Consider the following 26,377-nt stretch of genomic DNA (forward strand, 5'->3'; position numbering starts at 1 on the left):
AATGCGGTGTATCGCCAGCGCACTGTTCCTGGTGGCCCATGGTCTGCTGGTGCTGGAGCACATCACCATTGGAACGGCACTGCATGGGATTGCTGAGTTGTTCCTTGCCCCCTGGGCCATCCGCCACAAAGCCTGGGACATCATCGTGATCGGACTGATTTTCTGCGTCTTCGACCTGTGGGGAACGCTGCGTCTGACCGGCGTATTGGTCTAAGGCCCTTCAACCACTCAACCGCTGGGACCAAAAACCAAACAGCTGCCACGACGACCAGAGGAACATCCCCAGGAAGACCCAGTTCAGCCAAGCCGGACGTCGGTCGTTTTCAAACATCTCTCAGGACAGCGAAAGGCGACACCTGACCTTATCGCCGAAACATCCATCACCTTGGCAATCCACGTGCTGGAGATTCACGGGTTGCTCCGTAGCAAGAGGGCTGACCACCAGGCCCTATGGCGATCAACAGAGTTGCAGCATCAGAGCGCCCACACGTTCGCGATTCGCATCAGAACACCGACATCCACAACCAACATCTCTAACTTCAAAAAATCCCAGCCGTCCACTGCCCGCCATGGTCATGCGATCCATCATGAAGGCAGCACTGCTCATGGTGGTGCTGGGCCTCAGCGGATGCGGCACCAAACCAACCAAGACGTTTCTCTCGATCCAGACCAGCCGAATCGAGACCACAACGTTTTCCCCTGAGATTGAAGCAATCAGTCCACTGGAATCCACCAGCAATGTGGCCGTGAAGCCCCAGATCGACGGCACCGTCGTTCAAATCCTGGCCACCGCTGGACAAGAGGTGAAAGCGGGTCAAGTGATCCTGGTGCTGGACAACATTCAACAGAGTGCTGCCCTCGACGCTGCCCGGAGCGAAGCCCGTAAAGACATCCTCAATGCTGAACGCTACGAGTACCTCTACGAGCAGGGTGCCGTCTCCGCGAAAGAGCGGGATCGCTACGCAACAGAAGCCGAGCAGGCCAAAGACGACGCCCGCTCCGATGCCGCCGAGCTGGGCTACAAATTTGTACGGGCGCCGATCGATGGGGTGATCGGTGATCTGGATTCGGTGAAGCTCGGCGACTACGTCAAAACCGGGCAGACGATCACCGGAATTGTCGACAACTCCATCCTGTGGACGCTGATGGAGATTCCCGCATCCGAGGCCTCGGCGGTGAAGGTAGGCCAAACGGTGAAGCTGGTGTCTCAGACCGCACCACCGGTGAGCGGTGAGGGCAAGGTGAGCTTCGTGTCGCCGTATTACGCGGTCAGCGGCAGCACCAACGCCCCCAACACGCTGATGGTGAAAGCGGAGTTTCCCAACCTCACCGGCAAGCTCAAAACCGGCCAGTTCGTTGCCTCCAAAATCATCACCGGCAGCCAATCCAGCCTGGCGGTGCCGGTGCAGGCCGTGATGATGCAGGCGCAACAACCTTTTGTTTATCGGGTTGTTCCCCTGAACAAGGCCCTGCCGAAGATCAAGGCCTCCCCCAATGCCTCAGAGCAAGCGATCAAAAAGCTCGAGCGCCTGCCGGGAGACACCCCGATCGTGGTGCAGACGAAGGTGCAGCTCGGCGACCTACAAAACAACGCTTACCCCGTGAAGGCTGGGCTGAAGGCAGGGGATCAGGTGGCCATCAGCAACACCAGCCGCCTGCGCAGCGGTATGCCCGTGCAGGTGAAAACCGAAGCCAACTGAAGCGATGTCTTTCTCCGACAACTTCATCAAGAAGCCGGTTCTCACCACGGTCTGCAGCATCTTGATCGTGCTGGTGGGACTCATCGCGATCCCCACCCTGCCGATCGCCAACCTGCCCAACATCGCCGATCCGCTGATCCAGGTGAGCGCGGTGTACGGCGGCGCCAATGCCGAGGTGACTGAGCAGGCGGTCACAAACCCGATCGAGCAGCAGATCAACGGGGTGCCCGGAGTGTCCTACATCGCGTCGACCAGCGACATGACGGGCTCCAGCTCGATCAACGTCTATTTCGATCAAACCACCGACATCGACATCGACCAGGTCAACGTGCAGAACCGCGTCTCCCTGGCGATGCCGCAGCTGCCCGATCAGGTTGCAGCTACTGGGGTCTCGGTGAAACAGAGCAACCCCTCAATCCTGCTCGCCTACGAAATCAGCTCCTCGGAAGGCCAGTACGACGCCGCCTACCTCAATGGCCTGGTCTACGAGCAGCTCTACTACCCCCTGTCGCGTGTTGAAGGCGTGGCCACGGTGAGCGTTTTCGGTGGGGCTAATCCCGCCTTCTGGCTGTTTGTCGACCCCGACAAACTCGCCGCAAACAAGCTCACCACACAAGACGTTCTCAACGCGGTGCAATCCCAGAACAGCGTGGCGGTGGGGGGCCTGGTCGGAGGGCCGCCGGCATCAGGCGATCAGGCCTACACCTACCCGATCGTGGTGGAGAACAACGGCAACCTCACCTCCCTGGAGGCCTTCAACAACCTGATCGTCAACCGTTCCCCCTCGGGCAACCTGCTGAAGCTCGAGGACGTGGGAGAGGTGCGCTACGGCACCAACAGCTTCGCCGTGCAGGGCATCGACAAGAACGGCTATGAGGCACTGACTCTTGCGGTGTACCAGACCCCCTCCAGCAACGCCCTGGATGTGTCCAATGCGGTGGTGGAACAACTCAATGACTTCCGCTCCCTCGTGCCTCCCGGAGTGACGGTGAACCAGATCTATGACATCGGCCAGTTCATCGAGGCGTCGGTGGATGGGGTGATTGACGCACTGGGCCTGGCGATCGTGCTGGTGCTGGTGATCCTGTTTCTGTTCCTGCAGAACTGGCGCGCCACCGTGGTGCCCAGCCTGGCCATCCCGATCTCCCTGATCGGCACCTTCGCCTTTCTCAAGGTATTCGGCTTCTCGATTAATCAACTCACCCTGCTGGGGTTGGTGCTGGCCACAGGCCTGGTGGTGGACGACGCCATCGTGGTGATCGAGGCGGTGTCCACCAACATCGAGCAGGGGATGAAACCCCGTGAGGCGGCCCTGGCCTGCATGGGCGAACTGTTTGGTGCCCTTCTGGCCACAGCCCTAGTGCTGATGGCGGTGTTTGTTCCCGTGGCCTTCTACCCCGGAGGCATCGGCATCATCTACAAGCAGTTTGCGCTCACGATCGCCTTCTCCATCGCCATCTCGGCCTTCAACGCCCTGAGCTTCTCGCCGATGCTCTCGGGCTTGATCCTGCCCAGAGAAAAACCGGCCGAACCACGGGGCCGCGCCTGGATCGTTGTGGGCGTGATTGTGGGGCTGGCCTTTGGACGGTTCAGCGCTGCGGCCTTTGGCAGCTGGACCTACCTGGCTGGCGTCGGCATCGGAGCACTGGCAGGGGCCAACCTGCCCAAGATCTTCACGGCGTTCAACACCAGCTTTGACCGCCTGCAACGGGCCTACGCCGCCCTGCTCACCCGGTTGATCGCCCTGCGCCAACTGATCCTAAGCGGATTGGCCGTTGGCATCATGCTCACCGGCTTCGCCTTCACCGCCCTGCCCACCGCCTTCATCCCCGATGAAGACCAGGGCTACGGCCTGGGCATTTTTCAGCTGCAAAACGGCGCTTCCCTGGTGGAAACAAAACAGCTCGGCATGCAGATCGCCAAGGTGCTGAGTGAAGAAGATGACGTGGCCAACGCCTCGATCATCAACGGCTCCGGCTTCAACGGCTCCAGCCCCGACCAGGGCATCTTCTTCTTCGGGCTCAAGCCCCTTGAGGAGCGCAAAGGGGCTAGCCACAGTTCCGACGCAATCATCAAGCGGCTGAACGCCAAGCTGATCCAGCTGAGTTCAGGACTGGCGGCAGCATCAGGCCCGCCAGCGGTGCCCGGCTTCTCCTCTCAGGGCGGCTTCTACTTCCAGTTCAACGACCTCAGCAATGGTCAATACAACCTCAATGAACTCTCGGATCTGGCTGATCAACTGATCAAGGAAGGCAATGCCAGTGGGGATTTCTCCACGCTCTACACCCAGTTCAACCCAAGCTCACCCGCGGTCGGGCTGTCGATCAATCGAGAGGTGATGGGGGCGCTGAACGTCGACTATCAGGAGGCGATGGACACCATCGCTGCCCTCACCGGCGGCAACTACTCCGGTCTCACCTACGAAAGCGGTCAGGTGCGCAACATCTACGTGCAAGGCACACCGGATCAACGCCAGAGCATCAACGACGTACTCAGTTACTACGTGCGAGATCGCGAGGGAGGGCTGGTGCAGGTATCTCAGTTCGCCGATGCCGAGCTGAGCAGCGCTCCACCGGTGATCAGCCATTACAACCTCAACCGAACGGTGCTGATCCAAGGGGTGGAAGCCCTCGGCAAGAGCAGTGGTCAGGCCCTGGCCAAAATTCAAGCGCTGTTCAATGCCGCCGACTTCACCAACATCGGCTCCGCCTTCACCGGGTTAGCCGCGTTGCAGCTGTCCGCCGGCAACGCCAGCGTGCTGGTGTTCGGGCTGGGCGTGCTGATTGTGTACCTGGTGCTGTCAGCTCAGTACGAGAGCTACATCACGCCCGTAATCATTTTGGCCACTGTGCCTCTGGCCATGCTCGGCGCCCTGGCCTTCCTGGCGATGCGCTCCATCGATCTGAACATCTATGCCCAAGTTGGCCTTGTGACCCTGATCGGCCTCGCCGCCAAGAACGGCATCCTGATCGTGGAGGTGGCCGAGCAGAAACTCGAGCAAGGTCTGAGCATCACAGAAGCGGCGGTGCAGTCCGCCGAATCACGACTGCGGCCGATCCTGATGACGGCGATCGCTGCCCTGGCGGGCTTCCTGCCGCTGGTGGTGGCCAATGGCGCCGGCGCTCACAGCCAGCAGTCGCTTGGCACCGTGATCTTCGGAGGCTTGGTGGTGGCGACAGTGTTGTCGCTGGGCGTCGTGCCCCCTGTGTATGTGTTGGTGAAAAACCTCGAACAACATCTGTTCAAACCGATCAGCTGATCTCGTTGGTCATCAATGCCGCAGATGAAGCATCACTTCGCCGAAGAGCTCCAATCGGCGGAACGAAAAGACACATTGGCGCCACCACTGCGTTTCAGGTCGTGCATGCCCTCCAGCTGGTTGTAGACCGACAAAAGCTGCCGGCGCATGTGGTCGGTATGGGGCAGATCAGCGATCAAACGCAGCACATCCTCCAGGGAACGCTTGGCATCGATCACCAAACGACAATCGGGGCTGCCAGGCTCGTCACGCATGGGATCAGAAGCGAATACGTCCATTCAGCAGAAAATCCCTGCTTGCGGGTGTCTGAATCCCTACCAACGCGGCGATATTCAGCAGAAATTCAGGGTTTGGCCCAGTCCTGCTTCACCCATGCCCCGATCAAGTGGCGTTTCGCATAACAGGAAGCCTGAGGCTGCTGAACCACGACAACAACACCAGCAGGGATGAAGCCCAGAGGCAGGCCTGCATGCCCGCGGCTTCGGTTCGGCCGAGCATGAACACTGCCCCCGAGAGCAACGTGCCTACCAAGCGTCCGGCAGCGTTGGCCATGTAATAGAAACCCACATTGAGGCTGACGCTCTCCGCATCGGTGTAAGCCAGCACCATGTAGGAGTGGATCGACGAATTCATCGCGAACACCACCCCAAAGGCGGCAAGGCCTGCGGTGATGGCGACCGCCACATCCACCTGGCGCCACAGCGCCACCGCGATTAGGGCGGGAATGGCGGTGAGCAGAGCACTCCAGAACTGCACAGCAGATGCTCCCGGGGATCTGGTCTGCCCCAAGAGCCGTCTCAGACCAGGCGCTGATCCCTGAACGATGCCGTAGCCAATCACCCAGAGACCGAGGAAGCCACCGATCTCCCAGAAACTCCAGCCCAGGGAGGCCTCAAGAAACACGGGCAAGGCCACCACGAACCAAACATCCCGGGCACCAAACAGAAAGAAGCGCGCCAGGGACAGCACGTTGATGCCCTGGGATTTGGAGAACAGCGACGAAAAGGCCGGCTTGGACTTCATCTTTCCGATCTCCCCGGGCAGCACCAGCGTGAGCAGAAAGGCCAGGGCCAGACCGGCTGCCATCCAGCCCACGGCAGCATTGAAGCCAAAGGCAGTGAGCAGCACCCCACCGAGGAAGAAGCCCACACCCTTGAGGGCGTTCTTGGATCCCGTGAGGATCGCCACCCACTTGAACAGCTGCTGCTGCCCCTGCTGCTGATCCTCCGGCGTTTCCGAAACCACCGTCTTGATGGCACTCTTGGCGCTCATCTTGTTGAGATCTTTGGCGATGCCGCTGATGGCCTGGGCGGTCATCACATAGATCACGCTCAACAGTTTCGGCCAATTGGCGGCGACGGGCATCAGCATCAACAACGCAAGAATCTGCAGCAGCGTTCCCACCCAGAGGGTGAGCCGAAGCCCATAGCGGGCACCGATCCAACCGCCGTACAGGTTGGTGAGCACACCAAACAGCTCATAAAACAGAAACAGGAAGGCGATCTCGAGGGTGGTGTAGCCGAGTTGATGGAAGTGGAACACCACCAACATCCGCAGGGCCCCATCGGTGAGCGTGAAGGCCCAGTAATTGGCGGTGACGATGCCGTATTGCTGCAGAGGGGAGAGCTTCATCCGTCCAGACCAACCACGTGGCAGGTGAGATCGGCCATGCGGCAGCTGTAGCCCCATTCGTTGTCGTACCAGGCAAACACCTTCAGCTGATTGCCATCAACAACCATCGTCGAGAGGGCGTCGACAATCGAGCTGCGGTTGTCGTTGGTGTAATCGCAGGACACCAACGGGCGTTCCTCGTAACCCAGGATTCCCTTCAGAGGCCCTTCCGCAGCTGCTTGGAACGCAGCATTCACCTGCTCCACCGTGACGCTCTGCTTGAGCTCGAACACCGCATCGGTGAGCGATCCACTCAGCAGGGGAACACGAACGGCATGACCGTTGAGCTTGCCCTTCAGCTCAGGGAAGATCATCGCGATCGCCTTGGCCGAGCCGGTGGTGGTGGGAATGAGTGAGCTGAGCCCGGAGCGCGCCCGGCGCAGGTCGCTTTTGAAGGAATCGATCGGCACCTGGGTGTTAGTGATGTCGTGAATGGTTGTGCTCAGGCCGTGCTCGATGCCGAAGCTCTCGTGCACCACCTTCACCACAGGCGCCAGGCAGTTGGTGGTGCATGAGGCGGCCGTCACCAACTTGTGGCGCGCCGGTTCATAGAGGTGGTGATTGATCCCGTAAACGATGTTGAGCGCGTCCTCACCGGCAACCACACCCTTCACGGGACAGGCAACCACCACACGTTTGAGGCCCAGCTGATCGAAATAGGGATTGAGCGTCTCCGGCGTTTTGATCTTGCCGCTGGCTTCAAGCACCATCTCCACCCCCCGATCGCTCCAGGGCACGGCGGTGGGGTCCTTCTCGCTGGACCAGGTGAGTGCGGATCCCTCCACGCTGAATCCATCAGCGCTGCTGGTGATTCCTCGATCCCAGCGACCATGCACAGAATCGAACTCCAGCAGATGGGCCGCCGTTGCTGCATCGCCAGCGGGATCATTGACATGCACCAGTTCGATGCCGGGCCGTCCCCAGAGGGCCCGGAACACCAGGCGACCAATCCGTCCAAAGCCATTGATGCCGATCCGCATACCAGCTCCTTTGATCAATCAAATTATCTTGATCCAAACAGAGCGTGGGACGCTGCTCCTGTGATCCAGAACACCCTCAACAGAGAGCAGTCGAGGCAGCTGCTCAAAGCACTGGCCGACCCGATCCGTCTCGACGTGATCCATGCGCTGGCACAGGGGGAACGATGCGTCTGTGACCTCACCGGTGAGCTCAACCTCTCCCAGTCGAAGCTCTCGTTCCACCTCAGGGTGCTGCGAGAGGCGGGGCTGCTGACGGATCGGCAGAGCGGCCGCTGGATCTACTACCGCCTGCAACCGGACGCCCTGGCAGCCCTGGAAGCCTGGCTGGCCGACCTGCGCCTCCACTGCAGCCAGAGCGCTGCCCCCTGCCCGAGCTGACAATGGACCAAAGGCTTTTCTTCCCGGCCACGGAACGCAACCGCGGCCCCATCGGAGATCTGTTGAAGCAGCTCTTGCCTGGCTCAGGAGCCGTGCTGGAACTGGCCAGCGGCAGTGGTGAGCACGCCGTCTGCTTTCAGCAGCGCTTTCCCCATCTGCGCTGGCAGGCCAGCGATCCGGATCCAGACCATCGCGCCAGCATCAACGCCTGGATCCAGCACCAGGCTCTGAGCCAGGTGATGCCAGCAGCCCTCAACCTCGATGTTGAACACCGCCCCTGGCCCCTGCCCCAGAACCTCCAAGGGGCCGTGAAGGCTGTTGTGTGCATCAACCTGCTGCACATCAGTCCAGCCAGCTGCACGGATGCTGTGCTCGAGGAATCAGCCCTGTTGCTGCCCAGCGGCGCCCCCTTGATCATTTATGGCCCATTCAGGCGCAATGGTGCTCACACGAGCGCAAGCAATGCCGCCTTCGACCAATCCCTCAGGGAACGCAACCACCAATGGGGATTGCGGGAGCTGAATCAAGTAACAGCCATCGCCGCCAAGGCTGGCTTCAACACCGAAAACGTGGTCTCCATGCCCGCCAACAATCTGACTTTGGTGTTTCAGCGCGCTTGAGCCCCATCTCGCTTGCCAGCCTCTGGAAGGCCGTCGACAATCACGCAGTATCTCCGGTGTGAGCGATGGATCTGACTGATTTCATAGCGAAGCTGCTGATCGGTTCAGCCATCACTCTGACCCTGGCGTTTCTTTGTAAGACAGTTTTTCCTCGGTTCACGAAGCGAAGCAAAACCGACTTCGACGACTTCGTGCTCAACGCCTTCGCCGCTTCGGTGGTGCCTTTCGGCTTGGTGGTCACTTTGATCCTTGCTCGGGATGATTTGGGCTTGCCCAACAACATTGCAAGGGCTTACGACACATCGCTGCGCATTGTTGGCACGATCATTCTGATTCGGTTGGTCAACCGAATCGGAGCGCGATTCCTTTTCGGATTGGTGCGCCGTGCAGGCGCGGATGATCTTCAACAACTGCTCCAAAGCCTGCTCCCGCTGCTGAAAACCGTGGTGTGGGCGATCGGCACCTTGGTGCTGCTGCAGAGCCTGGGCGTGAAGATGACGGTGATCTGGGGTTTGCTCAGTGCCGGCGGCATCGGCATTGGCTTGGCCCTGAAAGAACCGGCCCAGGAATTGTTCGCCTACCTGATGATTCTTCTGGACAAGCCTTTCACCGTTGGGCAATTCATCACGGTGGGCTCCACCTCGGCAACGGTGGAACGCATCGGGGTTCGCTCCACCCATCTGCGCAGCCTGCGCGGCGAACAGGTGGTGATGAGCAACTCATCCCTTACAGGCTCAACCATCCTCAATTTCGCTGAAATGGCGCAACGCCGGATGATCTATTCCATTGGCGTCACCTACAGCACATCGCTCGAGCAGATGAAGGCAATCCCGACGATGGTTCAGGCCGTGATCGATGATCAGGCCCACAGCACCTTCAACCGCTGCCACTTCACCGAATTTGCTGATTCAAGCTTGAATTTTGAACTGGTTTATTACATCGACACCCGTGATTTCACGGTCGCTCTGAACGAACAGCAAGCCATCAACCTCGGAATCATGGAGGCCTTCGCCCAAGCAGGCATCGACTTTGCCTTCCCAAGCAGGACGCTCTACTTGGAGGGAGATTCACTCGCCGGCAAAGCCTCCTGAGCCGTCGGCACAGCTGAGCGCCAAACAACACCCCCGATCAACAGGGCCAAGGCCGCCACAGCAGCGGTGAAGGGGATCAGACGACGACGGTCAGAACTGGAAGCAAGGGCGATCGGGCTGGAGAGGTTGTCGCGTCGTGACGCCAGAAATGCGCCCTGCCGGCAGCGGGTGCACACCGTGTTGGTGACGCCTGCACTCTTCAACTTGAAGCCGTAACGCCCCGGAATCTCAACGGGTGTTCCACAGCTGGAACAAGGGAGAGAAAAAACTGCCATGGGGAATCTGCCCTCAATTCAGATCTATCACCCCGGTTTCACTCCAACGGAACGTCTCCCGTGGCACAAACAGAACCCCAGCAAAGGCTGTGGTCCGCCGTCCAGAAGGGTTGCACCTCCCGCCAGTCGTCGCCCTCACCAACCCGCATCATCATCTGGCCGCTGCCGTCATGGACAAATTCGACGCGCTGCTGATTCCAGGTCAACACCCAGCGCTCTCCAGGACTGGCGGCCACCATCCGACAGGGACTCCAGGCCTGCTGCGCGATCCGGCAGCGCATCGAAGCCGCTGCTGCTGAACTCCCAGCTGCAGAGCTGCCCATCAGCAGCAGAGCAGCAGTCCAGAGCTGAATGCGAAACACAGACACTGACTCGGCAGCACGCTGGCGAAAGGCCTCCTTTTCACCATGGGGCCGGGCGATGGTCACGCCGTTGAGGCGCACCGGATCTCTTCAGGGTTTGGTGTCTGTCAGGATTTGATCAGACCAGTTGCTGATCGTGCCGCGTTTTCAAGCCCGCGTCCTCGTGCGTCTGCGCCCCTCCGTACTCGATCCAGCCGGAGAAGCCGCGCGTGGTGCCGCTGAACGACTTGGGGTGGAAGGCCTCAGCAAGCTGCGGATCGGTAAAGCCGTGGAAATGGAGCTTGAGGCTCCTGATGAGGCCGAGGCCCGCCGCAGGTTGGAACTGCTCAGTGATCGCTTGCTGGCCAACCCGGTGATCGAAGACTGGAGCCTGGAGCTGGAGCAGTCATGAGCATCGGGGTCATCGTTTTTCCCGGCTCCAACTGCGACCGGGATGTGCAATGGGCAACCGAGGGTTGCCTTGGGATGAGCACGCGTCGGGTCTGGCATGAGGAAACCGACCTCAGCGGCTTTGACGCCATCGTTCTGCCGGGCGGTTTCAGCTACGGCGACTACCTGCGTTGCGGCGCCATTGCCCGCTTCGCACCAGCCCTGCAGTCCTTGATCGACTTTGCAGCCAAGGGCGGTCGCGTGCTCGGCATCTGCAACGGATTTCAGGTGCTCACCGAACTGGGCCTGCTCCCCGGCGCCCTCACCAGGAACCGCGATCTGCACTTCATCTGTGAAGACGCACCCCTCAAGGTGGTGAGCCAGCGCACGGCCTGGATGCAGGGGTACAACGACGGGGCCCTGACCCTGCCGATCGCCCACGGTGAAGGCCGCTACCAGTGCAGCGATGACACGCTCAAACAGCTGCGGGACGACGACGCCATCGCCCTGAGCTACGGCAACAACCCCAACGGGTCGGTGTCCGACATCGCAGGCATCACCAATGCAAGCGGCAGCGTTCTGGGCCTGATGCCCCACCCCGAGCGTGCCTGTGATCCGGCCACGGGAGGAACCGACGGCCGCCGCATGCTGGAAGCCCTGCTGGGCTGATGCCAACCCGCCGGACGCTGCTGATCTCAGGAGCATCCACGATCATCACGGCCCTGCTCTCCCCCAGGGCCATGGCGGCCCAGCGCAGGCTGAAACCCTTGAAGCCTGGATCACGCATCCGCGCCGTGAATCCCGGCACCTGGATGGATCCGGACACATATCTCCAAGCCTTGCGCGAACGCTGCGATCAACAGCAGTGGCACCTGGAGATTCCCGCGGCCGTCACCCGTCAATGGCGCTATTTCTCGGGAACCGACCAGGAACGGGTTGAGGATCTGAGATCAGCCTGGAACGATCCAACGCTGGATGCCGTGGTGACCCTTGGCGGGGGCTGGGGGGCCGCCCGCGTGCTCGAAGCCGGTTTTCGTTTTCCGCGCCATCCAAAATGGAGCCTGGGGTTCTCCGACACCAGCTCCCTGCTGCTGGCCCAGTGGGCCGCTGGCCTGCCGGGGGCCATCCATGGATCCAGCGGCGGCACAGAGACGCAATGGCAACGCACGGTGGACTTGCTCTGCGGGCGTCCGGTGGCGCCCCTGCTGGGCGAGCCACGACGGCGGGGGATCGCCCGCGGACCCTTGGTGGTCACCAACCTGACCGTGGCGACCCATCTGATCGGCACAGCCTGGCTTCCCTCCCTGAAGGGGGCCATCCTGGTGCTGGAAGACGTGGGCGAAGCGCCCTACCGGGTGGATCGGATGCTGACCCAGTGGCGCAGCGCAGGCCTGTTGCAGCAGTTGGCGGGGGTGGCCTGCGGCCGCTTCAGCTGGGCTGAAGACGACATCCTTCCCGGTGATTTCACGATGGACGAGATCCTGGAGGAACGCCTGGGCGATCTGGGCATTCCACTGGTGCTGAATCTGCCTCTGGGCCATGGCCGGCCCAACCAGGCCTTGCCCCTGGGAGCGCAGGCACAACTGGACGGCAAGCACGGCCTGCTCAGCCTGATGTGATGGCCTGGTCAAAACGTGACGCTGCTCACGAGCAGCACCACAAAAAAGGGGGCCTTTCGGCCCCCAGCGAGTGATCGGTTGATCGTGATGATCAGGCAGCGACGGCAGCCTTGGGATCGAGAGCACCCTTGGCGTAGAGGCCGGCGTAGTAGGTGATGCTCTGCTGCTGGATCTTGCTGGCGTTGCCGGCAGCCCAGAACTGCTGGTAACGGTCCAGGCAGACCTGCTTCATGTACTTGCGAGCCGGCTTGTTGAAGTGGCGGGGGTCGAAGTTGGAAGGATCGGCCATGGCCGCTTCACGCACAGCAGCGGTGAAGGCGAGACGGTTGTCAGTGTCGATGTTCACCTTGCGAACACCGTTGCGGATGCCTTCCTGGATTTCCTCGACGGGAACGCCGTAGGTCTCGGGGATGGCACCACCGTGCTTGTTGATCATCTCCAGCCATTCCTGGGGAACGGAGGAGGAGCCGTGCATCACCAGGTGGGTGTTGGGGATGGCTTTGTGGATCTCAGCAATGCGGCTGATGGCCAGCACTTCACCCGTGGGCTTGCGGGTGAACTTGTAAGCGCCGTGGCTGGTGCCGATGGCGATGGCCAGGGCGTCGCACTTGGTCTTGGCGACGAAGTCGGCAGCCTCAGCGGGATCGGTGAGCAGCATGTCCTTGGACAGCTCGCCCTCGAAACCGTGGCCGTCTTCGGCTTCACCCTTGCCGGTTTCCAGGGAGCCCAGGCAACCCAGCTCACCCTCAACGCTCACACCCACGGAGTGAGCGAAGTCAACCACCTGCTTGGTGACGTTGACGTTGTAGTCGTAGCTGGCGGGAGTCTTGGCGTCGGCTTCCAGGGAACCGTCCATCATCACGGAGGTGAAGCCGTTGATGGCAGCGGAATAGCAAGTGTCAGGGGCGTTGCCGTGGTCCTGGTGCATCACCACGGGGATGTGGGGATAGGTCTCGGTCGCGGCCAGGATCAGGTGACGCAGGAAAATCTCACCGGCGTAGCTGCGGGCGCCGCGGGAAGCCTGGAGGATCACAGGGCTGTCGGTCTCGTCAGCCGCTTCCATGATGGCCTGGACCTGCTCCAGATTGTTCACATTGAACGCAGGAATGCCATAGCCGTTTTCAGCGGCGTGGTCGAGCAGGAGCCGAAGCGGAACGAGCGCCATAGGAAAAGTCTGAAACGGAGAACCTTGACGGATAAGACTCCGCCGGGCGACGACTTTACCTAGTTGTGTTCAAATTGTCACCAAGCCCTGTTGAACGAACGACAGGGCTTGGTGAAATCCGATTCAGTAGGTGTAACCAGCGACAAACAGCTGCTCATCCGAGGAAGGCTGTGATCCAGGCACGTACTGACCTCGAGAAGCCTCAGAGTTGGCCTGAGCTCTTGCAAGCAGGGCTTTCTGACCAGCTTCCAGGTTGGAACCAGCCCAGCCTTTGAGGCAGGAGTGCTGAAGAGCACGGCCATAGGAGAAACCCAGGTTCCACTTGGCTTTGCGCTCAATGCTGTTCATGTGATTGAGGTAAACCGAGGCGGCCTCCTCACTCAGACCTCCGGAGAGGAACACGATGCCGGGGACACTGGCAGGAACACTTCTCTCAAGGGTTCGCACCGTCATGGCAGCAACTTTTGCTGGATCGGCCTTCTCAGCACAATCAGCCCCTTGAACGGTCATGGAAGGCTTCAGAAGAGTGCCTTCGAGCAGAACACCGTTGGCGTGACAAGCGTGATAAACCTCCTGAATCACATGCTCCTGGATACGAGCTGTGGTTTCGATGCTGTGATTGCCGTCCATCAGGATTTCGGGCTCCACGATCGGCACCAAACCTGATTCCTGAACAGAGCGGGCATAACGGGCAAGGCCCCAAGCGTTTTCGCGAATGGAGAGCGCTGAAGGACAGCCATCTGCCGTGATCTGCAGCACAGCACGCCACTTAGCGAAGCGTGCACCTTGGGCGTAGTAGTCGGCAGCACGCTCGACCAACCCATCAAGGCCGGTGCAAAGCGTCTCGACGGCATTGGCTCCACCCAGGGGCCTCAGGCCCTTATCAACCTTGATGCCGGGGATGATTCCAAGCTTGCCCAATTTGTCGACCATCGACTCGCCATCGGCGTGGCTTTGGAACAGGGTCTCTTCGTACAGAATGGCGCCGCTGATGAATTCACCCAAGCCTGCTGTGGTGAAGAGCATTCCGCGGTAAGCCTGACGGTTCGCTTCCGTGTTCTCGACACCGATTGAGCCGAGACGTTTACCAATTGTCTTGGTGGATTCGTCAACAGCCAAGATCCCCTTACCAGGAGCGGCTAGGGCTTGGGCTGTAGCCATCAGTTCCGAGGAGTAATCCGCCAGAGCCATGGGGTCGATTCAGTGGAAAGCAATTCTTCGATCTGAAGCGACAAACCAATTGACTTGAGTTACAAAAACGCCTTCAAATTGGAACCAAGGGATTGCATCATTTGGCGCAATCAGTTGTGAGCAAGTGACGTCTGTGCTTGGTCGCAGGCCACACGACTGGCCACGCCCTCGGCCAGTCCAGGCAGCATCGGTTGCCCACGGCGAATGCTCTCGGCCCACCAGCCCAGCACCCTGGCCACAGGGGCGATGCGGCCATCCGACCAGGTTTCAAGGAAGGTGAAATCGGCATCGGCTTCCACGGCGCGGAAGGGCTCACCGAGCGGGGCGTGCTGGAGCTCAAAGCCATGGACGTAGTCCTTCTGATTGGTGCTGCTGAGCAGCAGCGATCCCGACGACCCCACCACATCCAGGCAGAACCCGCGACCATTGCGCGACACGGAACTGAGGCTGACCTGACACGGCACCGGCAGGTCCTGCCTCCCCTGCCAATGGGCAACGGTCTGTAGCAGCGACACATCGGAAGCATCCACAGCGGCCAGACCACCATCGGGGTGGGGGCGTTGCTTGATCGAAACGCTGTTCAGGGCCTGGACGCTCCCCAGGGGACCGATCAGCCAGGCCAGCATGTCCATGGCATGGGTTCCGAGCGCTCCGATCACACCGCCGCCCTGATCCGCTTGGGCATACCAGTTCCAGCCGCGCTGGGGATCGGCACGGCTGCCCATCAACCAGTCGAGCTTCACCAGCCAGGGCGTCCCGACAGCACCGGCCTGCAGAAGGCGTGCGGCCTGCATGAACAGGGGCACAGCGCGGTATTCGTAGTCCACAGCCACCGACAGCCCCCGTGCCAGGGCCAGCCGCTGCAGCTCGCGGGCTTGATCGGCATGCAGCGCGATGGGCTTTTCCAGCAGCAGGTGCTTGCCCGTCTCCAGGGCCCGACGGGCCAGGTCGAAGCGGGGTGCCGGTGGGGTGGCGATGATCACCGCGTCCACCGCGGGATCGGCCAGCAGAGCGTCCCAGTCACTGAATCCCTTCAAGCCATGGGCGGCCGTGGCGGCATCCAAGCGCTCCTGGCGCGGGTGCCAAAGCGCCACCGCCTCAAGATCAGGCGCTGCTGCAAGAGCCGGCAGGTGCACCTTCTCCCCGAAGCCAAGACCGGCGACGGCAACACCAAGGGGCTGTGGGGACATCTCAGCTGGGGAGGGGTTCGGCACAAACAGCCTCAATCACGGAGGTGATCAGACCGTCATCCCCGGCAGGCTGCCATTGGGCACGAAAACGCGGCAAACCATTCACCTGTTTGTCGCGATACAGCTCCTGGGAGCAGTCCAGCTGCATCACATAGAGCTCGCCGGAGGGCTGCTCTCCATCTTCAGTAGCCGCTGGGGTGAACCGGCTGAGCACGGTTCGGTATCCATCCCGATCGATGCGCACACTGCCGCGGTCCCACCACTGCTGGCCCGCGTCAGTGGCAGGCACCTCAATCCATTCCACAGGGCCCGCCAGCACGGGGGCCACCCAGCAGACCAAGGCCAGGATCAGAACACAACCAGCTCGGATCATGCGCTGGTGAGCTCCATCGGTTTGCAGCCGTGCAGGCGCAGAAGATTGGCCAGGGTGGAGCGCAGCTGGGTGCGTGGAACGATCGTGTCCACGAAGCCGTGCTCCTGCAGATATTCAGCCGTCTGGAAATTGTCAGGCAGCTTCTCCCGCAGGGTCTGCTCGATCACCCGGCGGCCAGCAAAACCAATCAACGCCTTCGGTTCCGCCAGGATCAGGTCGCCCAGCATGGCGAAACTGGCGGTCACACCCCCCGTGGTGGGGTGGGTGAGCAAGGGCATGTAAAGCAGCTCGGCTTCGCGGTGGCGTTCCAGCGCTCCGGAGATCTTCGCCATCTGCATCAGGCTGAGCATCCCCTCCTGCATCCGGGCACCGCCGGAGGCACAAACGATCAGCAGCGGCAACTTGCGGGCGGTGGACTCCTCGATCAGACGGGTGATTTTCTCCCCGACCACCGAGCCCATCGATCCCCCCATGAAGCGGAAGTCCATCGCTGCCAGGCCCATGGGGATGCCCTCCACCCGGCAGAGCCCGGTGACGACACCATCCCGCAGCCCCGTCGAGGCCTGACTTTCCCGCAACCGGTCGGCATAGGCGCGCCGGTCTTTGAATCCGAGGGGATCCACCGGTGACAGATCCGCATTCAGCACCTGGAAGCTGTCGGGGTCCGCAATCAGTGCGATGCGCTCAGCACTGTCGATCCGGTGGTGATGGCCGCAGTTGGCGCAAACACTGGCATTGAGTTTCAGGTCTTTGAGGTAAACGACCTGACCACACTCCGGGCATTTGCTCCACAGCCCATCGCCTTCATCGGGTTCCTGCTTGACGTTGGCGACGTACTGACCCTTGCGGCGATCAGCAAACCAATCGAACAGAGACACACAGGGCCGTCAGCTCACACCATTAAAAACCGGACTGGGAAGAGACGCTGGGGAATCAAGCGCCCAACAGCATCACCCAGGTGTTCCACCACCACTGCGGACCGGTCAACCAGACCACCCAAATGCCCAGGGCAATGAAGGGACCGAAGGGGAATGGTTCCCTGGGGCCCAACCGGCCACTGAGGCGAGCGGCGCTTCCAACCAAGGCTCCCGAGACAACCGCAAAGGCCATCGCCGCTGCAATGCCCCCGGGGCCCAGCCATGCCCCACCCAACGCCGCCAACTTGGCATCGCCCAGGCCCAGCGCAGGCTGTCCCAACAACCGTTCGGCCAGGGCACTGAGACCTTCCAACAGCAGCAGGGCCAGCACCGCAGCGATCAAATGGCTGGCCAGAACAGGAATGCCAGCAGCCGTGCTGACGAGCAGGCCCAGCACCACTCCCCAGCGGCACAGGGGCTCCGGCAACCAAAGGTGATCCAGATCGATCAACACCAGCGGCAACAGCAGCGCGATCAGGGGGAGACCAGCCCAGGGGAGCCAGAGATCAGGCAGCCCACCACCAGCACCAGGCCACACCAAGAGCGCCGAGATCCAGAGGCCGGCACTCAGGGCCTCCACGGCGGGGTAACGCCAGCTGATCGCTGCATCACAGTCGCGGCAGCGGCCCCTCAGCAGCAGCCAACCGAGCACCGGGAGATTGTCATGCCAGCGGATGACATGGCCGCATTTGGGGCAGTGGCTGCTGGGGAAGACCACCGATTCCTGGCGGGGCAAGCGCCAGGCCACCACGTTGGTGAAGCTGCCGACGCAGGCGCCCAGCAGGCCGGTCCAAGCCAGGATCAACCCTTCCATCGGGTCCGACCACGACTCGTGCGCCCTCGGATCAGATCGATGGCAATGAACTCTTCGTCCGGCAGAAGAACAGGGGTCTCGAAGACCACGCGGCCATCGGGTTCCCGCGGATCCACCACCACACCGAGAGGCTCCTGCCCCGCAGGGGTGCTGGAAAGATAGGCGAAATAAATGCGACGGGCCTGAGCGATCAGCGAGCGGCTGTCAATGCGGTCCCAGCGGGGCGTCGAGGGCGCCCCCGAGGCTCCGCGGATTTCAAAGGAGGGCGTTGACAAAGAAATAGAGCCCACCTGATCACTCAGATGGGCCCATTGTAGAGACGATTTTTGGCAGGAGAAGCGATCAGCTGAGCTTGTTCTTCTCTTCGATCATGCGGTGAATGATCGGAGTGAGGATCAGTTCCATGGCGAAGCCCATCTTGCCGCCATTCACCACGATGCTGGTGGGGCTGGACATGAAGGAATCGTGGATCATGTTCAGCAAGTAACCGAAGTCGATTCCCCACTTCTCACGAGCTCCCTTGCGGAAGTGGATGATCACGAAGCTTTCATCCGGGGTCGGGATGTTCCGGCAAATGAAGGGGTTGGAGGTGTCCACGGTGGGAACACGCTGGAAGTTGATGTCGGTCCGGCTGAACTGCGGGCAGATGTGATTGATGTAATCAGGCATCCGGCGCAGGATCGTGTCAACGATCGCCTCAGCGGAATAACCACGCTCAGCGTTGTCGCGGTGGATCTTCTGAATCCACTCAAGGTTTGTGATGGGCACCACACCCACCAGGAGGTCGGCCAGGGCGGCCACGTCGTAGCCCTCGCCCTTCACACCGCCATGGAGACCTTCGTAGAACAGCACGTCAGTGCCGGTCGGGATGTCTTCCCAAGGCGTGAACTGGCCCGGCTCGAGGTTGACGCCAAGACGAGCGTTGTGTTCAGCCGCTTCTTCAACGCTGTGGAGGTAGTAGCGCTTCTGACCAGCACCGGTTTCGCCGTAGGTGCGGAACAGTTCCTCGAGCTTGTCGAAGAGGTTGGCCTCAGGGCCGAAGTGGGAGAAGTTCTCACCCTTGGCCAGGGCATCCGCCATGGCCTGTTTCATGGGCATCCGCTCGTAGCGGTGGTAGCTGTCGCCTTCCACCACTGCAGGGGTAATGCCTTCCCTCGCAAAGATGTGCTCGAAGGCGCGCTTGACGGTGCTGGTTCCAGCTCCGGAAGAACCGGTAACAGCGACAACCGGATGACGCTTCGACATCGACGCAGGGACTACGGGCCCGGCGATCCTGCCAGATCAGGGCCCGATTGCACCAATCTCTGGCTTACAGAGCTTTGAGCAATTGCTCACCCATGGCGCGACAACCCAGCTGGGTGCAGCCTTCTGCTATCAGATCACCCGTGCGGAAGCCACCGGCCAGAACGGCATCCACAGCGGCCTCAAGATCATCGGCAGCCGCGGCCTGTTTGAGGCCAATGCGCAGCATCATTGCGGCCGACAGCACCATGGCCATGGGATTGGCCTTGTCCTGACCGGCGATGTCGGGGGCTGAACCGTGCACAGGCTCAAACAGACCAGGGCCCTCACTGCCGAGGGAGGCGGAGGGCAGCATGCCGATGGAGCCGGTGAGCATCGCCGCCTCATCGCTGAGGATGTCGCCGAAGAGGTTGCCGGTGAGCAGCACATCGAACTGGCGGGGATCACGCACCAGCTGCATCGCCGCGTTGTCCACATACATGTGGCTCACCTCCACAGCGCCATAGCTGGGCGCCATGGCATCAACACGGTCCCGCCAGAGCTGGCTCACATCGAGCACATTCGCCTTGTCCACCGAGCAGAGCCGGCCCCGCCGCTCCTGGGCGATCTCAAAGGCCACCTTCGCGATCCGATCCACCTCCGAGGCGGAGTAGGTCATGGTGTTGAAGCCGCGCTCGTCTGCCTCGGTCTGGATGCGTCCCTTGGGCTGACCGAAGTAGATCCCCCCGGTGAGTTCCCGCACCACCATCAGGTCCACCCCCTCGATCACCTCACGCTTGAGGCTGCTGGCATCGATGAGGGCCGGAACAATCTTCACCGGCCGCAAATTGGCAAACAGCTCCATGCCGGCGCGCAGGCCAAGCAGGCCGGTTTCCGGGCGTTTCTCTCGGGGAAGGCTGTCGAAACGAGGGCTGCCGATGGCGGCGAGCAACACCGCATCGGCTGCCTTGCAGGCTTCGAGGGTGCTGGCGGGCAACGGCTCACCGGTGGCATCGATGGCGCTGCCACCGATCGGCTGCTCTTCAAAGCTCAACGAGAAGCCATGGCGCTGGCTCACCACCTCCAACAGCTGACGGGCAACAGCGGTGATCTCGGGGCCGATGCCATCACCGGGCAGGAGAACAACGCGGTGCTGAGCCATGACGGTGCGGTGCGGCAGGTCGACCGCTGAGGTTACTGAGGGGTGTCCCGCTTGAGCTCCCGCAGGGTCTTGGCCATCTCCGGCAGCTTGCTGAAGGTGGTGGCACATCGCAGCCAGAGGCGATTCGGAATCGCGGGAAAACCACTCACCACCTCTCCCGGGGCGACATCAGCGTGAATGCCGCTCTTGGAGCTGGCGATGGCGCGATCACCGACGACAACACGATTAGCGACCCCCACCTGGCCCGCCAGGATCACCCCCTGGCCGATGTGGGCGCCGCCGGCGATGCCCACCTGGGAGGCGAAGGCACAGCCACGGCCGGTGGTGACGCCATGGCCGATCTGCACAAGGTTGTCGATCTTGGTGCCGGCACCAATACGGGTCTCGCCGACGGAAGGGCGATCAATGGTGGTGCCGCTACCCACCTCAACGCCGTCTTCGAGAACCACCTGGCCGGTCTGCGGCATTTTTCGCCAACCCTTGGCCGTCGGCACGAAGCCAAAGCCCTCAGAGCCGACAACGGCATTGGAGTTCACCACACAGCCATGCCCAAGACGGCTGCCGGGATGGAGCACGGCATTGGCATGCAGCTCACAGCCATCACCCACCACCACGTTGTCGTAGATCACCACCCCGGGATGAACGATGCAGTCGGCACCAAGACGGCTTCCCTCCCCGATGCAGACCCGCGGGCCCACCGCTGTGCCGGGGCCCACCACAGCCCGTTCATCAATTACCGCCGAAGGGTGAATTTCCGCCAAGGGCCGGCGGCGGGGATGCAACTGGTCGAGGGCTTCAGCAAAGGCCAGACGCGGATCCGCGAAGACCGCAAAGGCGATGCCACGCTGCGAAGCCAGATCAATCAGATCCTGTTGATCGGGCAGCAACAGGGCACCCACGCCACTGGCGCCCAAGGCCGCGGTGAGGGCGTTGCCCTTCTCCAGAAAGCTGAGCTGGGCGGCTGAGGCCTGATCGAGTGAAGCGGCACCCTCAAGCCATGGGTCCAAGCCCGGCTGGCTCCAACGCAGGCCTGCATCACCGGTCTGCAGAACCTTGATCAGGGTGCTGAAACGCATGGAGGCCAGGGCAGTCCGGCGGATCGTAGACGTGGTTAACGGCTGCGAAGCACCAGACCATCGCGATGCACCACCACCGGGGAGGACTCCCCCGGCGATGGGTCATTCATCGCGGTCCGCAACTGGTCGCTGTCCATCGAACAGAGGCCACGGCCCAGATCGTCTCCATCAGGATCCAGCAACTGAACGGGTTGATTGGCGGCGAAGTCACCCCGCACCGCCGTCACACCCACTAGCAGCAGGGACGCACCACGGTGCTGCAGCGCTGCACAGGCCCCCGCATCCAGCTGCAGTTCACCCTCAGGCCGAAGCACGTGGGCCAGCCAACTGCGTCGGTTGCCTAGGGGTTCGGGGTGGGGATGGAACACCGTCCCCCCCCGTTCGCCCTGCAACAAAGTCTCGAGACGCGCGGGGTCGCGGCCATCGGCGAGCTGCACAGTGATGCCACTGGCGGTGGCAATGCGGGCTGCCGACAGCTTCGTGGTCATGCCCCCGGTGCCCCAGCGCCCCCCGTCGCCGGCCCCCTGTTCCAAGGAGTCCAGCTCCCGAGGGTGGCGAACATCCGAGATCGGTTCGGCGTTGGCATCAACCCGCGGATCCGAGGAATAGAGGCGATCAACATCCGTGAGCAGGATCAGTTGCTGGGCTTCAACGGCGGCGGCCACCAACGCCGAGAGGGTGTCGTTGTCGCCGAAGCGCAACTCCGCCGGCGAAAGGGCATCGTTCTCGTTGATCACCGGCAGCACCCCCCAGCTCAGCAGCTGCCGCAAAGTGCCCGAAGCATTCTGATACCGACGGCGATCGGCCAGGTCGGAGCGGGTCAGCAGCACCTGCGCCACGGAACGACCATGACGTTCCATGGCCCGTTCGTACAGCGCCATCAACGCGCCCTGGCCGATGGCCGCAGCCGCCTGCAGGGCCACCACCGTGTCAGGTCGGTTGGTGAGGGCCAACTTCTGGCAGCCCAGGCCGACGGCACCACTGGTGACCAGCACCACCTGGTCACCGCGGTCCATGGCCCCTGCAAAGCAGCGGGCGTAGCCATCAATCGTGGTGGCGGTCTCCCCCCGAAGCAGGCTGGTGCCGATTTTCACGACCCACAGGGTCATGCTGAAGGCGCCCCCATCACGCGGGCCATGGCGCGTTCAAACCGCTGCACCCGGTCATGGCGGCAGGGCTTGCCGTCGTCTCGAACCGGTCGAACCAACACCGTGTAAAGCCCCATTCGGTTGCCGCAGAGCACATCCGTGAACAAGCGGTCGCCGATCATCGCGATCGCCTCCGGGGGCAGCGCGAGATCGCGAACCACGCTGCGCAGGGCACCACGGCGGGGCTTGCCGGCACCAAAGGTGAAGCTGACCTGCAGCTGATCAGCCACGGCAGCAATCCGATCGCGGGAGGGGTTGTTGCTGAACAGGTGCAACTGCAGGCGGCGGCCGGCATCCACAAGCCAGTCGCGCACCGGCCCTGGCAGGGTCACGTCACGACCGGGCAGAAGGGTGCGGTCCACGTCGATCACGGCGGCCTTCAGGCCGTGGGCCGTGAGGTGAGGCAGCGAAAGCTGGGCAATGGTGAGATGGGGATCCCAATCGGGGGTCAACCAGTGCTGTGCCGTCAATCCGGCCATTCACGCTCCTCCAGTTCCGCCTCAATCAGGGGTTGAACGCGGTCGAGCTCATCGTCGCTCAGCAGCACCGCCTGGCCATCCACCATCCGCACCAAGACCAGGAACGGATCGAGGGGGATGTAGAGGCCGTATTCCTCCGCGTCGACCATGAAGCTCACCAGTAGCTCAAAGGTCTCGGCGTCCTCATCAACATCGTCGTCCTCTTCCAGCTCATCGAGCTCGTCCTGATCTGGCTCCTCCAGTTCACCACTGACGGTGAGGGTGATCGCCGATCGCACCAGCACCAGGTCGTGCTCCTGGAGCACCACATCAGCCACCGAGAGAATCGGCTCGCTGCTGGCAACTTCCGTGATCGGCACCGGCTCTGCAACGTCATTGAGCCGAAACAGCGACACCGGTGTGTCGACCGGCGAGAGCAGGGCGTAGTCCTGCCCCTCGATCGGGATCAGATGCTCGAGGAAACACAGCAGATCATGGCCCTCGCGGTCGCGGACCAGCAGGGTGGGGTGATCGCTGCTCTTACCGGGGCCCGACTCAGACATCGACGCGGCTCTGACTGGGCTCAGGATCCACCATCGCCAGCCCCGGTGCCCGACCTTGACGCACTCTGTTGGGCCGGTTTGAGCTCCGGACCCTCCGCCAGCCATTGCTCCAGCAGCAGGGCAGCGGCGGCACTGTCCAGACGTCCGCTGCGATCGCCCATCAGTCCGAACTGTTCACCGGCCGCCCAGGTGCTGCTGTGTTCATTCACCCAGGCCAGGGGCAGATCGAGGGCGGCAGCCAGGCGCAGGCCGTAACGCTGGCAATGCTCCGCCTGGGCCGTGGGCTGGCCCGCGGAATCCAGAGGCAATCCCACCACAAGCCCCTGCACCGACCGTTCACGGCAGTGGGCCCGCAGAACGACCAGATCCGCATCAAAGCGACCACGACGCAGGGCAGCGAGGGGCGTGACGCTGATGCCCAGAGCATCGCAGCCGGCCAGGCCGATGCGCCGCCGGCCCACATCGAGGCTGAGGATCGAACAGGGACGCGGCCGCATTAGTGCCGATCACCCAGGCTTGGTGTGGGCAATGGTGTGCCCTGAGGCCGCAATCGGCCCAGCACCTGATCGAGCGAGCGGGTCAGCTGCAGGTTGCGCTGGGGTGACTGACGTCGCCACATGCTGCGTCCGAGCAGCAGCTGCTCGTCGCCGCGGGTCCAGCCCTCCGCCTCCAGGATCCGGCTGAGGGGGGCATCGTCAAAGGCCGTCAGCAGCCCGCGGGGGCGGCCGCGCTGAAGGATCCCGTTCAAAACCTGGGGAAGGGCCTGATCCAGCCGGGGATCCCAGGCGACGTCGCGCATCAGTTCCAGGAACCCTGCCTCTCCCGCATCGGGAAGGCGGATGCAGCCCGCCAACACAGCATCTCCAGCCATCAGCACGCCGCAGCCGGGGCCGTTGCGGTCCAGCAGATCCAGCCAATGGCGGTCGGTGATCTGACGCAGGTGGCTGTGGCTGCCGCCCTGCTCGATCGGCCAGAGCAACTGGGCGGTGCGGCGGTTCAAGGCCGCCCAGCGCAGACCCCCTGGCAACTGATCGGTTCCATTTGGATCAACCCCAGCCCCTGGTGGACACCAGCACTGATACGGACGAAGCGGTTGAAAGCCCAGCTCCCGCAGCAGGGCAATCGCATCGGCATCGGTGGCCGGGCAGCGGATCACCCAGCTGCAGATCTGGGCCGTCCAGGACTGCAGAGCCTGCTGCAGTAGTGACTGCTGAATGGTGCGGTGGCTGTGATCGTCCAGCGGGCCAAGCAGCTCCGGCAGATGAAGGATCCAGCAGCTGCCACGGCGGTTGAACGGCCGGGCCACCACACTGGCCACCGGGCGATCCCCCGCGAGGGCCATCAGGCAACGGGGCGAACGGCTGGGGAGCAGATCGGGAAAGCGTTGCTCAACTCTCGAAAGCCATTCACCGATCAGAAAGCCCTGAAACCGTGAGAGCTGATCGATCGGCGCATCCTGAACCCACTGGGCAAGGTGGGCCGGATTGAGGGGCTCAATGCGGATGGAGGTGGTCTTGGGTTCTGTCATCGGACACCCTCCAACCCCAACTGCTCACAATGTATCGCTCATTCCAGGCCTGGCCGCACCAACACCAGGGGGGTGCGCTCATTGGCATTGCCAGCAGGATTGGGACGCAGGGCCCGGCCCAGCAAGCCCTCATCACAGCCGGGGCTGGAGGCCAGCACCTTCACACGGCCGAGGTCATTGACGTCGACGATGGCAACGTCGACCCCGAGTTCGGCAGAAGCATCACGACAGAACTGCTCAGCCCGGGATGGCCCCAGAACAATGGTCTGGTCATAGGGCGGTGTGGTGCCGGTGATGTCGTCGATCAAGCGAGCCTGGTCTCCGGCGAGGCGATAGAAGCCACCGGGGATGCCCACCAGCTTCATCAGCAGACCCCCCAGCCAGGCGACCAGCACCCGGGTGGGCCCCACCAGATCGATCAAGGTCTGCATCCCGCAGGCCGTGGCCAGGCTGCTGGTGGGGTGAAACACACGGCAGGCCAGGCGCGCCACCATGCCGGGTTCCACCTCACTGGGATGGCGGTAGCGACCCTGGATCACAGCCACGGGGGTCTCGCCGATGGTGAGGATGTCGCCGGGCTGCACCAGATCAGCGGCGTAGGTGCGCAGGACGTCGATGGCGTCGTCCAGGGGGCCGAGCAGGTGGGTGCGCAGCGGCAAGACGCGGCAGCCTTCCCCCTGGCGGAAGTGGGCTTGATCGGGCTGCAGGGGTTCAGGACGGCTCAAGGGAACCAGCACACCCTGACGGCGCTGCAGGCGACCGAAGGGTCCGTAATTCACCCAGTGGGCATCCACCCAGAGGCTGTCGACCCGTGCGGATGGGGTCGGGCCGGTGATCTCGATCGAGACCCGGGCACGCGTGGTTTTGCGCCCTTTGACGATGTAAGCGGCCCAGTAGCCGTCTGCGCGGGTCTCCTCGTCGGGATGGTCGGCAATGATCCGCGTTTTCACCTCCAGGCCGGCGGGATCAGAGGACCCCAGCAGCACGGGCTCGACCCGCAGCTCCGGCACAAAAATCTCCATGCGGGGGTGGGGGTTGCTGATCTCCAGCACACCCTCGACACGAAGCCGCCCGCCCAGATCATCTACCCGCCAGTCGCGAGGGGTCATCCGCAACGGTGAGGCGGGCCTGAGGCGATGGCGGAGCTCCAGCCATGCCACAGCAAGTCCTAGGCCGAGCGGAGCAAGCAGCAGCGACACAGCGGATCCGGCTCAGCGACCGGGACAACTGGCCGGCAGCGTAGGCGC

The 26,377-nt window shown here is 62.3% G+C and carries 30 protein-coding genes; 9 read left to right on the forward strand and 21 right to left on the reverse strand.

Annotated features, from left to right (window positions below):
• Position 1 precedes the first annotated feature (1 nt).
• The 3 genes from DXY35_RS07625 to DXY35_RS07635 all read left to right on the forward strand — a co-directional run bounded on the left by DXY35_RS07625 (position 2) and on the right by DXY35_RS07635 (position 4,959).
• Positions 2 to 214, forward strand: a complete 213-nt coding sequence (locus tag DXY35_RS07625) for a hypothetical protein (protein WP_011364797.1) — start codon at positions 2 to 4, stop codon at positions 212 to 214.
• 361 nt (positions 215 to 575) lie between these two features.
• Positions 576 to 1,700, forward strand: a complete 1,125-nt coding sequence (locus DXY35_RS07630; RefSeq protein ID WP_115081927.1) for an efflux RND transporter periplasmic adaptor subunit — start codon at positions 576 to 578, stop codon at positions 1,698 to 1,700.
• Between the two features lie 4 nt (positions 1,701 to 1,704).
• The gene (locus DXY35_RS07635; RefSeq protein WP_115081806.1) at positions 1,705 to 4,959 is read left to right on the forward strand and encodes an efflux RND transporter permease subunit; all 3,255 of its coding nucleotides are present in this window, start codon (positions 1,705 to 1,707) and stop codon (positions 4,957 to 4,959) included.
• A 32-nt stretch (positions 4,960 to 4,991) separates the two neighbouring features.
• Here the strand turns inward: DXY35_RS07635 and DXY35_RS07640 are convergent, their stop codons facing one another.
• The 3 genes from DXY35_RS07640 to DXY35_RS07650 all read right to left on the reverse strand — a co-directional run bounded on the left by DXY35_RS07640 (position 4,992) and on the right by DXY35_RS07650 (position 7,610).
• Positions 4,992 to 5,213 (reverse strand): hypothetical protein, encoded by a 222-nt coding sequence (locus DXY35_RS07640; RefSeq protein ID WP_041435027.1) that lies wholly within the window; start codon positions 5,211 to 5,213, stop codon positions 4,992 to 4,994.
• 127 nt (positions 5,214 to 5,340) lie between these two features.
• Positions 5,341 to 6,591, reverse strand: a complete 1,251-nt coding sequence (gene arsJ / locus DXY35_RS07645; RefSeq protein WP_115081807.1) for an organoarsenical effux MFS transporter ArsJ — start codon at positions 6,589 to 6,591, stop codon at positions 5,341 to 5,343.
• Positions 6,588 to 7,610, reverse strand: a complete 1,023-nt coding sequence (locus DXY35_RS07650) for an ArsJ-associated glyceraldehyde-3-phosphate dehydrogenase (RefSeq protein WP_115081808.1) — start codon at positions 7,608 to 7,610, stop codon at positions 6,588 to 6,590. The genes arsJ and DXY35_RS07650 overlap by 4 nt, the downstream gene beginning before the upstream one ends.
• A 60-nt stretch (positions 7,611 to 7,670) precedes the next feature.
• Here DXY35_RS07650 and DXY35_RS07655 point away from each other — a divergent pair, with 60 nt between their 5' ends.
• The 3 genes from DXY35_RS07655 (at position 7,671) to DXY35_RS07665 (ending at position 9,699) form a co-directional block, all read left to right on the forward strand.
• Positions 7,671 to 7,988, forward strand: coding sequence for a metalloregulator ArsR/SmtB family transcription factor (locus tag DXY35_RS07655; RefSeq protein ID WP_115009405.1), 318 nt, complete (start codon positions 7,671 to 7,673; stop codon positions 7,986 to 7,988).
• A gap of 2 nt (positions 7,989 to 7,990) precedes the next feature.
• Positions 7,991 to 8,608, forward strand: coding sequence for a DUF938 domain-containing protein (locus DXY35_RS07660; protein ID WP_114987915.1), 618 nt, complete (start codon positions 7,991 to 7,993; stop codon positions 8,606 to 8,608).
• Between the two features lie 65 nt (positions 8,609 to 8,673).
• Positions 8,674 to 9,699: a mechanosensitive ion channel family protein gene (locus DXY35_RS07665; RefSeq protein ID WP_115081809.1), complete on the forward strand. Its 1,026-nt coding sequence runs from the start codon at positions 8,674 to 8,676 to the stop codon at positions 9,697 to 9,699.
• On the opposite strand, the gene DXY35_RS07670 is transcribed toward DXY35_RS07665, so the two are convergent.
• Both DXY35_RS07670 and DXY35_RS07675 read right to left on the reverse strand, forming a co-directional pair.
• On the reverse strand, positions 9,660 to 9,974 hold the full coding sequence (locus DXY35_RS07670; RefSeq protein ID WP_114987917.1) for a Tat pathway signal protein: 315 nt from the start codon (positions 9,972 to 9,974) through the stop codon (positions 9,660 to 9,662). The two genes, DXY35_RS07665 and DXY35_RS07670, sit on opposite strands and share 40 nt — an antisense overlap.
• Positions 9,975 to 10,012: 38 nt before the next feature.
• A complete protein-coding gene (locus DXY35_RS07675; protein WP_115081810.1) occupies positions 10,013 to 10,417 on the reverse strand; it encodes a hypothetical protein in 405 nt (134 codons plus the stop codon).
• A 55-nt stretch (positions 10,418 to 10,472) separates the two neighbouring features.
• Here DXY35_RS07675 and purS point away from each other — a divergent pair, with 55 nt between their 5' ends.
• From purS to DXY35_RS07690, 3 genes are read left to right on the forward strand one after another with little or no spacing between them, the layout of a single operon-like run.
• Positions 10,473 to 10,727, forward strand: coding sequence for a phosphoribosylformylglycinamidine synthase subunit PurS (gene purS / locus DXY35_RS07680; protein ID WP_011364806.1), 255 nt, complete (start codon positions 10,473 to 10,475; stop codon positions 10,725 to 10,727).
• A complete protein-coding gene (purQ, locus tag DXY35_RS07685) occupies positions 10,724 to 11,374 on the forward strand; it encodes a phosphoribosylformylglycinamidine synthase subunit PurQ (protein WP_115081811.1) in 651 nt (216 codons plus the stop codon). Before purS ends, purQ begins: the two co-directional genes overlap by 4 nt.
• Positions 11,374 to 12,324: an LD-carboxypeptidase gene (locus DXY35_RS07690; protein WP_115081812.1), complete on the forward strand. Its 951-nt coding sequence runs from the start codon at positions 11,374 to 11,376 to the stop codon at positions 12,322 to 12,324. Before purQ ends, DXY35_RS07690 begins: the two co-directional genes overlap by 1 nt.
• Positions 12,325 to 12,415: 91 nt before the next feature.
• Here DXY35_RS07690 and fba read toward each other — a convergent pair whose 3' ends face one another.
• The 16 genes from fba to DXY35_RS07770 all read right to left on the reverse strand — a co-directional run bounded on the left by fba (position 12,416) and on the right by DXY35_RS07770 (position 26,329).
• Entirely contained in the window at positions 12,416 to 13,489 is a 1,074-nt protein-coding gene (gene fba / locus DXY35_RS07695; protein WP_114987921.1) for a class II fructose-bisphosphate aldolase, read from the reverse strand.
• A 123-nt stretch (positions 13,490 to 13,612) separates the two neighbouring features.
• Complete coding sequence (locus DXY35_RS07700) at positions 13,613 to 14,680, reverse strand: class I fructose-bisphosphate aldolase (RefSeq protein ID WP_114987922.1); 1,068 nt, start codon at positions 14,678 to 14,680, stop codon at positions 13,613 to 13,615.
• Positions 14,681 to 14,790: 110 nt separating this feature from the next.
• Positions 14,791 to 15,870, reverse strand: coding sequence for a Gfo/Idh/MocA family protein (locus tag DXY35_RS07705; RefSeq protein WP_115081813.1), 1,080 nt, complete (start codon positions 15,868 to 15,870; stop codon positions 14,791 to 14,793).
• 1 nt (position 15,871) lies between these two features.
• The gene (locus tag DXY35_RS07710; RefSeq protein ID WP_115081814.1) at positions 15,872 to 16,243 is read right to left on the reverse strand and encodes a hypothetical protein; all 372 of its coding nucleotides are present in this window, start codon (positions 16,241 to 16,243) and stop codon (positions 15,872 to 15,874) included.
• The gene (accD, locus tag DXY35_RS07715; RefSeq protein WP_115081815.1) at positions 16,240 to 17,121 is read right to left on the reverse strand and encodes an acetyl-CoA carboxylase, carboxyltransferase subunit beta; all 882 of its coding nucleotides are present in this window, start codon (positions 17,119 to 17,121) and stop codon (positions 16,240 to 16,242) included. The genes DXY35_RS07710 and accD overlap by 4 nt, the downstream gene beginning before the upstream one ends.
• A gap of 55 nt (positions 17,122 to 17,176) precedes the next feature.
• Positions 17,177 to 17,974, reverse strand: coding sequence for an A24 family peptidase (locus DXY35_RS07720; protein ID WP_115081816.1), 798 nt, complete (start codon positions 17,972 to 17,974; stop codon positions 17,177 to 17,179).
• Positions 17,962 to 18,249 (reverse strand): hypothetical protein, encoded by a 288-nt coding sequence (locus tag DXY35_RS07725; RefSeq protein WP_115081817.1) that lies wholly within the window; start codon positions 18,247 to 18,249, stop codon positions 17,962 to 17,964. The genes DXY35_RS07720 and DXY35_RS07725 overlap by 13 nt, the downstream gene beginning before the upstream one ends.
• A 67-nt stretch (positions 18,250 to 18,316) precedes the next feature.
• Complete coding sequence (locus DXY35_RS07730; RefSeq protein WP_115081818.1) at positions 18,317 to 19,219, reverse strand: phosphoribulokinase; 903 nt, start codon at positions 19,217 to 19,219, stop codon at positions 18,317 to 18,319.
• Positions 19,220 to 19,283: 64 nt separating this feature from the next.
• Complete coding sequence (gene leuB / locus DXY35_RS07735) at positions 19,284 to 20,357, reverse strand: 3-isopropylmalate dehydrogenase (RefSeq protein WP_115081819.1); 1,074 nt, start codon at positions 20,355 to 20,357, stop codon at positions 19,284 to 19,286.
• Between the two features lie 32 nt (positions 20,358 to 20,389).
• A complete protein-coding gene (gene lpxD / locus DXY35_RS07740) occupies positions 20,390 to 21,433 on the reverse strand; it encodes a UDP-3-O-(3-hydroxymyristoyl)glucosamine N-acyltransferase (RefSeq protein ID WP_115081820.1) in 1,044 nt (347 codons plus the stop codon).
• Positions 21,434 to 21,468: 35 nt separating this feature from the next.
• Positions 21,469 to 22,542, reverse strand: coding sequence for a glutamate 5-kinase (proB, locus tag DXY35_RS07745; protein ID WP_115081821.1), 1,074 nt, complete (start codon positions 22,540 to 22,542; stop codon positions 21,469 to 21,471).
• Positions 22,539 to 23,060 (reverse strand): YqeG family HAD IIIA-type phosphatase, encoded by a 522-nt coding sequence (locus DXY35_RS07750; protein WP_115081822.1) that lies wholly within the window; start codon positions 23,058 to 23,060, stop codon positions 22,539 to 22,541. Before DXY35_RS07750 ends, proB begins: the two co-directional genes overlap by 4 nt.
• Entirely contained in the window at positions 23,048 to 23,602 is a 555-nt protein-coding gene (locus tag DXY35_RS07755) for a DUF3727 domain-containing protein (RefSeq protein ID WP_115081823.1), read from the reverse strand. The genes DXY35_RS07750 and DXY35_RS07755 overlap by 13 nt, the downstream gene beginning before the upstream one ends.
• Before the next feature lie 20 nt (positions 23,603 to 23,622).
• Positions 23,623 to 24,099, reverse strand: coding sequence for a Holliday junction resolvase RuvX (gene ruvX / locus DXY35_RS07760; RefSeq protein WP_114987933.1), 477 nt, complete (start codon positions 24,097 to 24,099; stop codon positions 23,623 to 23,625).
• Positions 24,099 to 25,130, reverse strand: a complete 1,032-nt coding sequence (locus tag DXY35_RS07765; protein WP_115081824.1) for a hypothetical protein — start codon at positions 25,128 to 25,130, stop codon at positions 24,099 to 24,101. The genes ruvX and DXY35_RS07765 overlap by 1 nt, the downstream gene beginning before the upstream one ends.
• A gap of 38 nt (positions 25,131 to 25,168) precedes the next feature.
• Entirely contained in the window at positions 25,169 to 26,329 is a 1,161-nt protein-coding gene (locus tag DXY35_RS07770; protein WP_115081825.1) for a F420-0:Gamma-glutamyl ligase, read from the reverse strand.
• Between the last annotated feature and the right edge of the window lie 48 nt (positions 26,330 to 26,377).

The organism is Synechococcus sp. N32 (assembly GCF_900473895.1).
Classification (GTDB): domain Bacteria; phylum Cyanobacteriota; class Cyanobacteriia; order PCC-6307; family Cyanobiaceae; genus Parasynechococcus.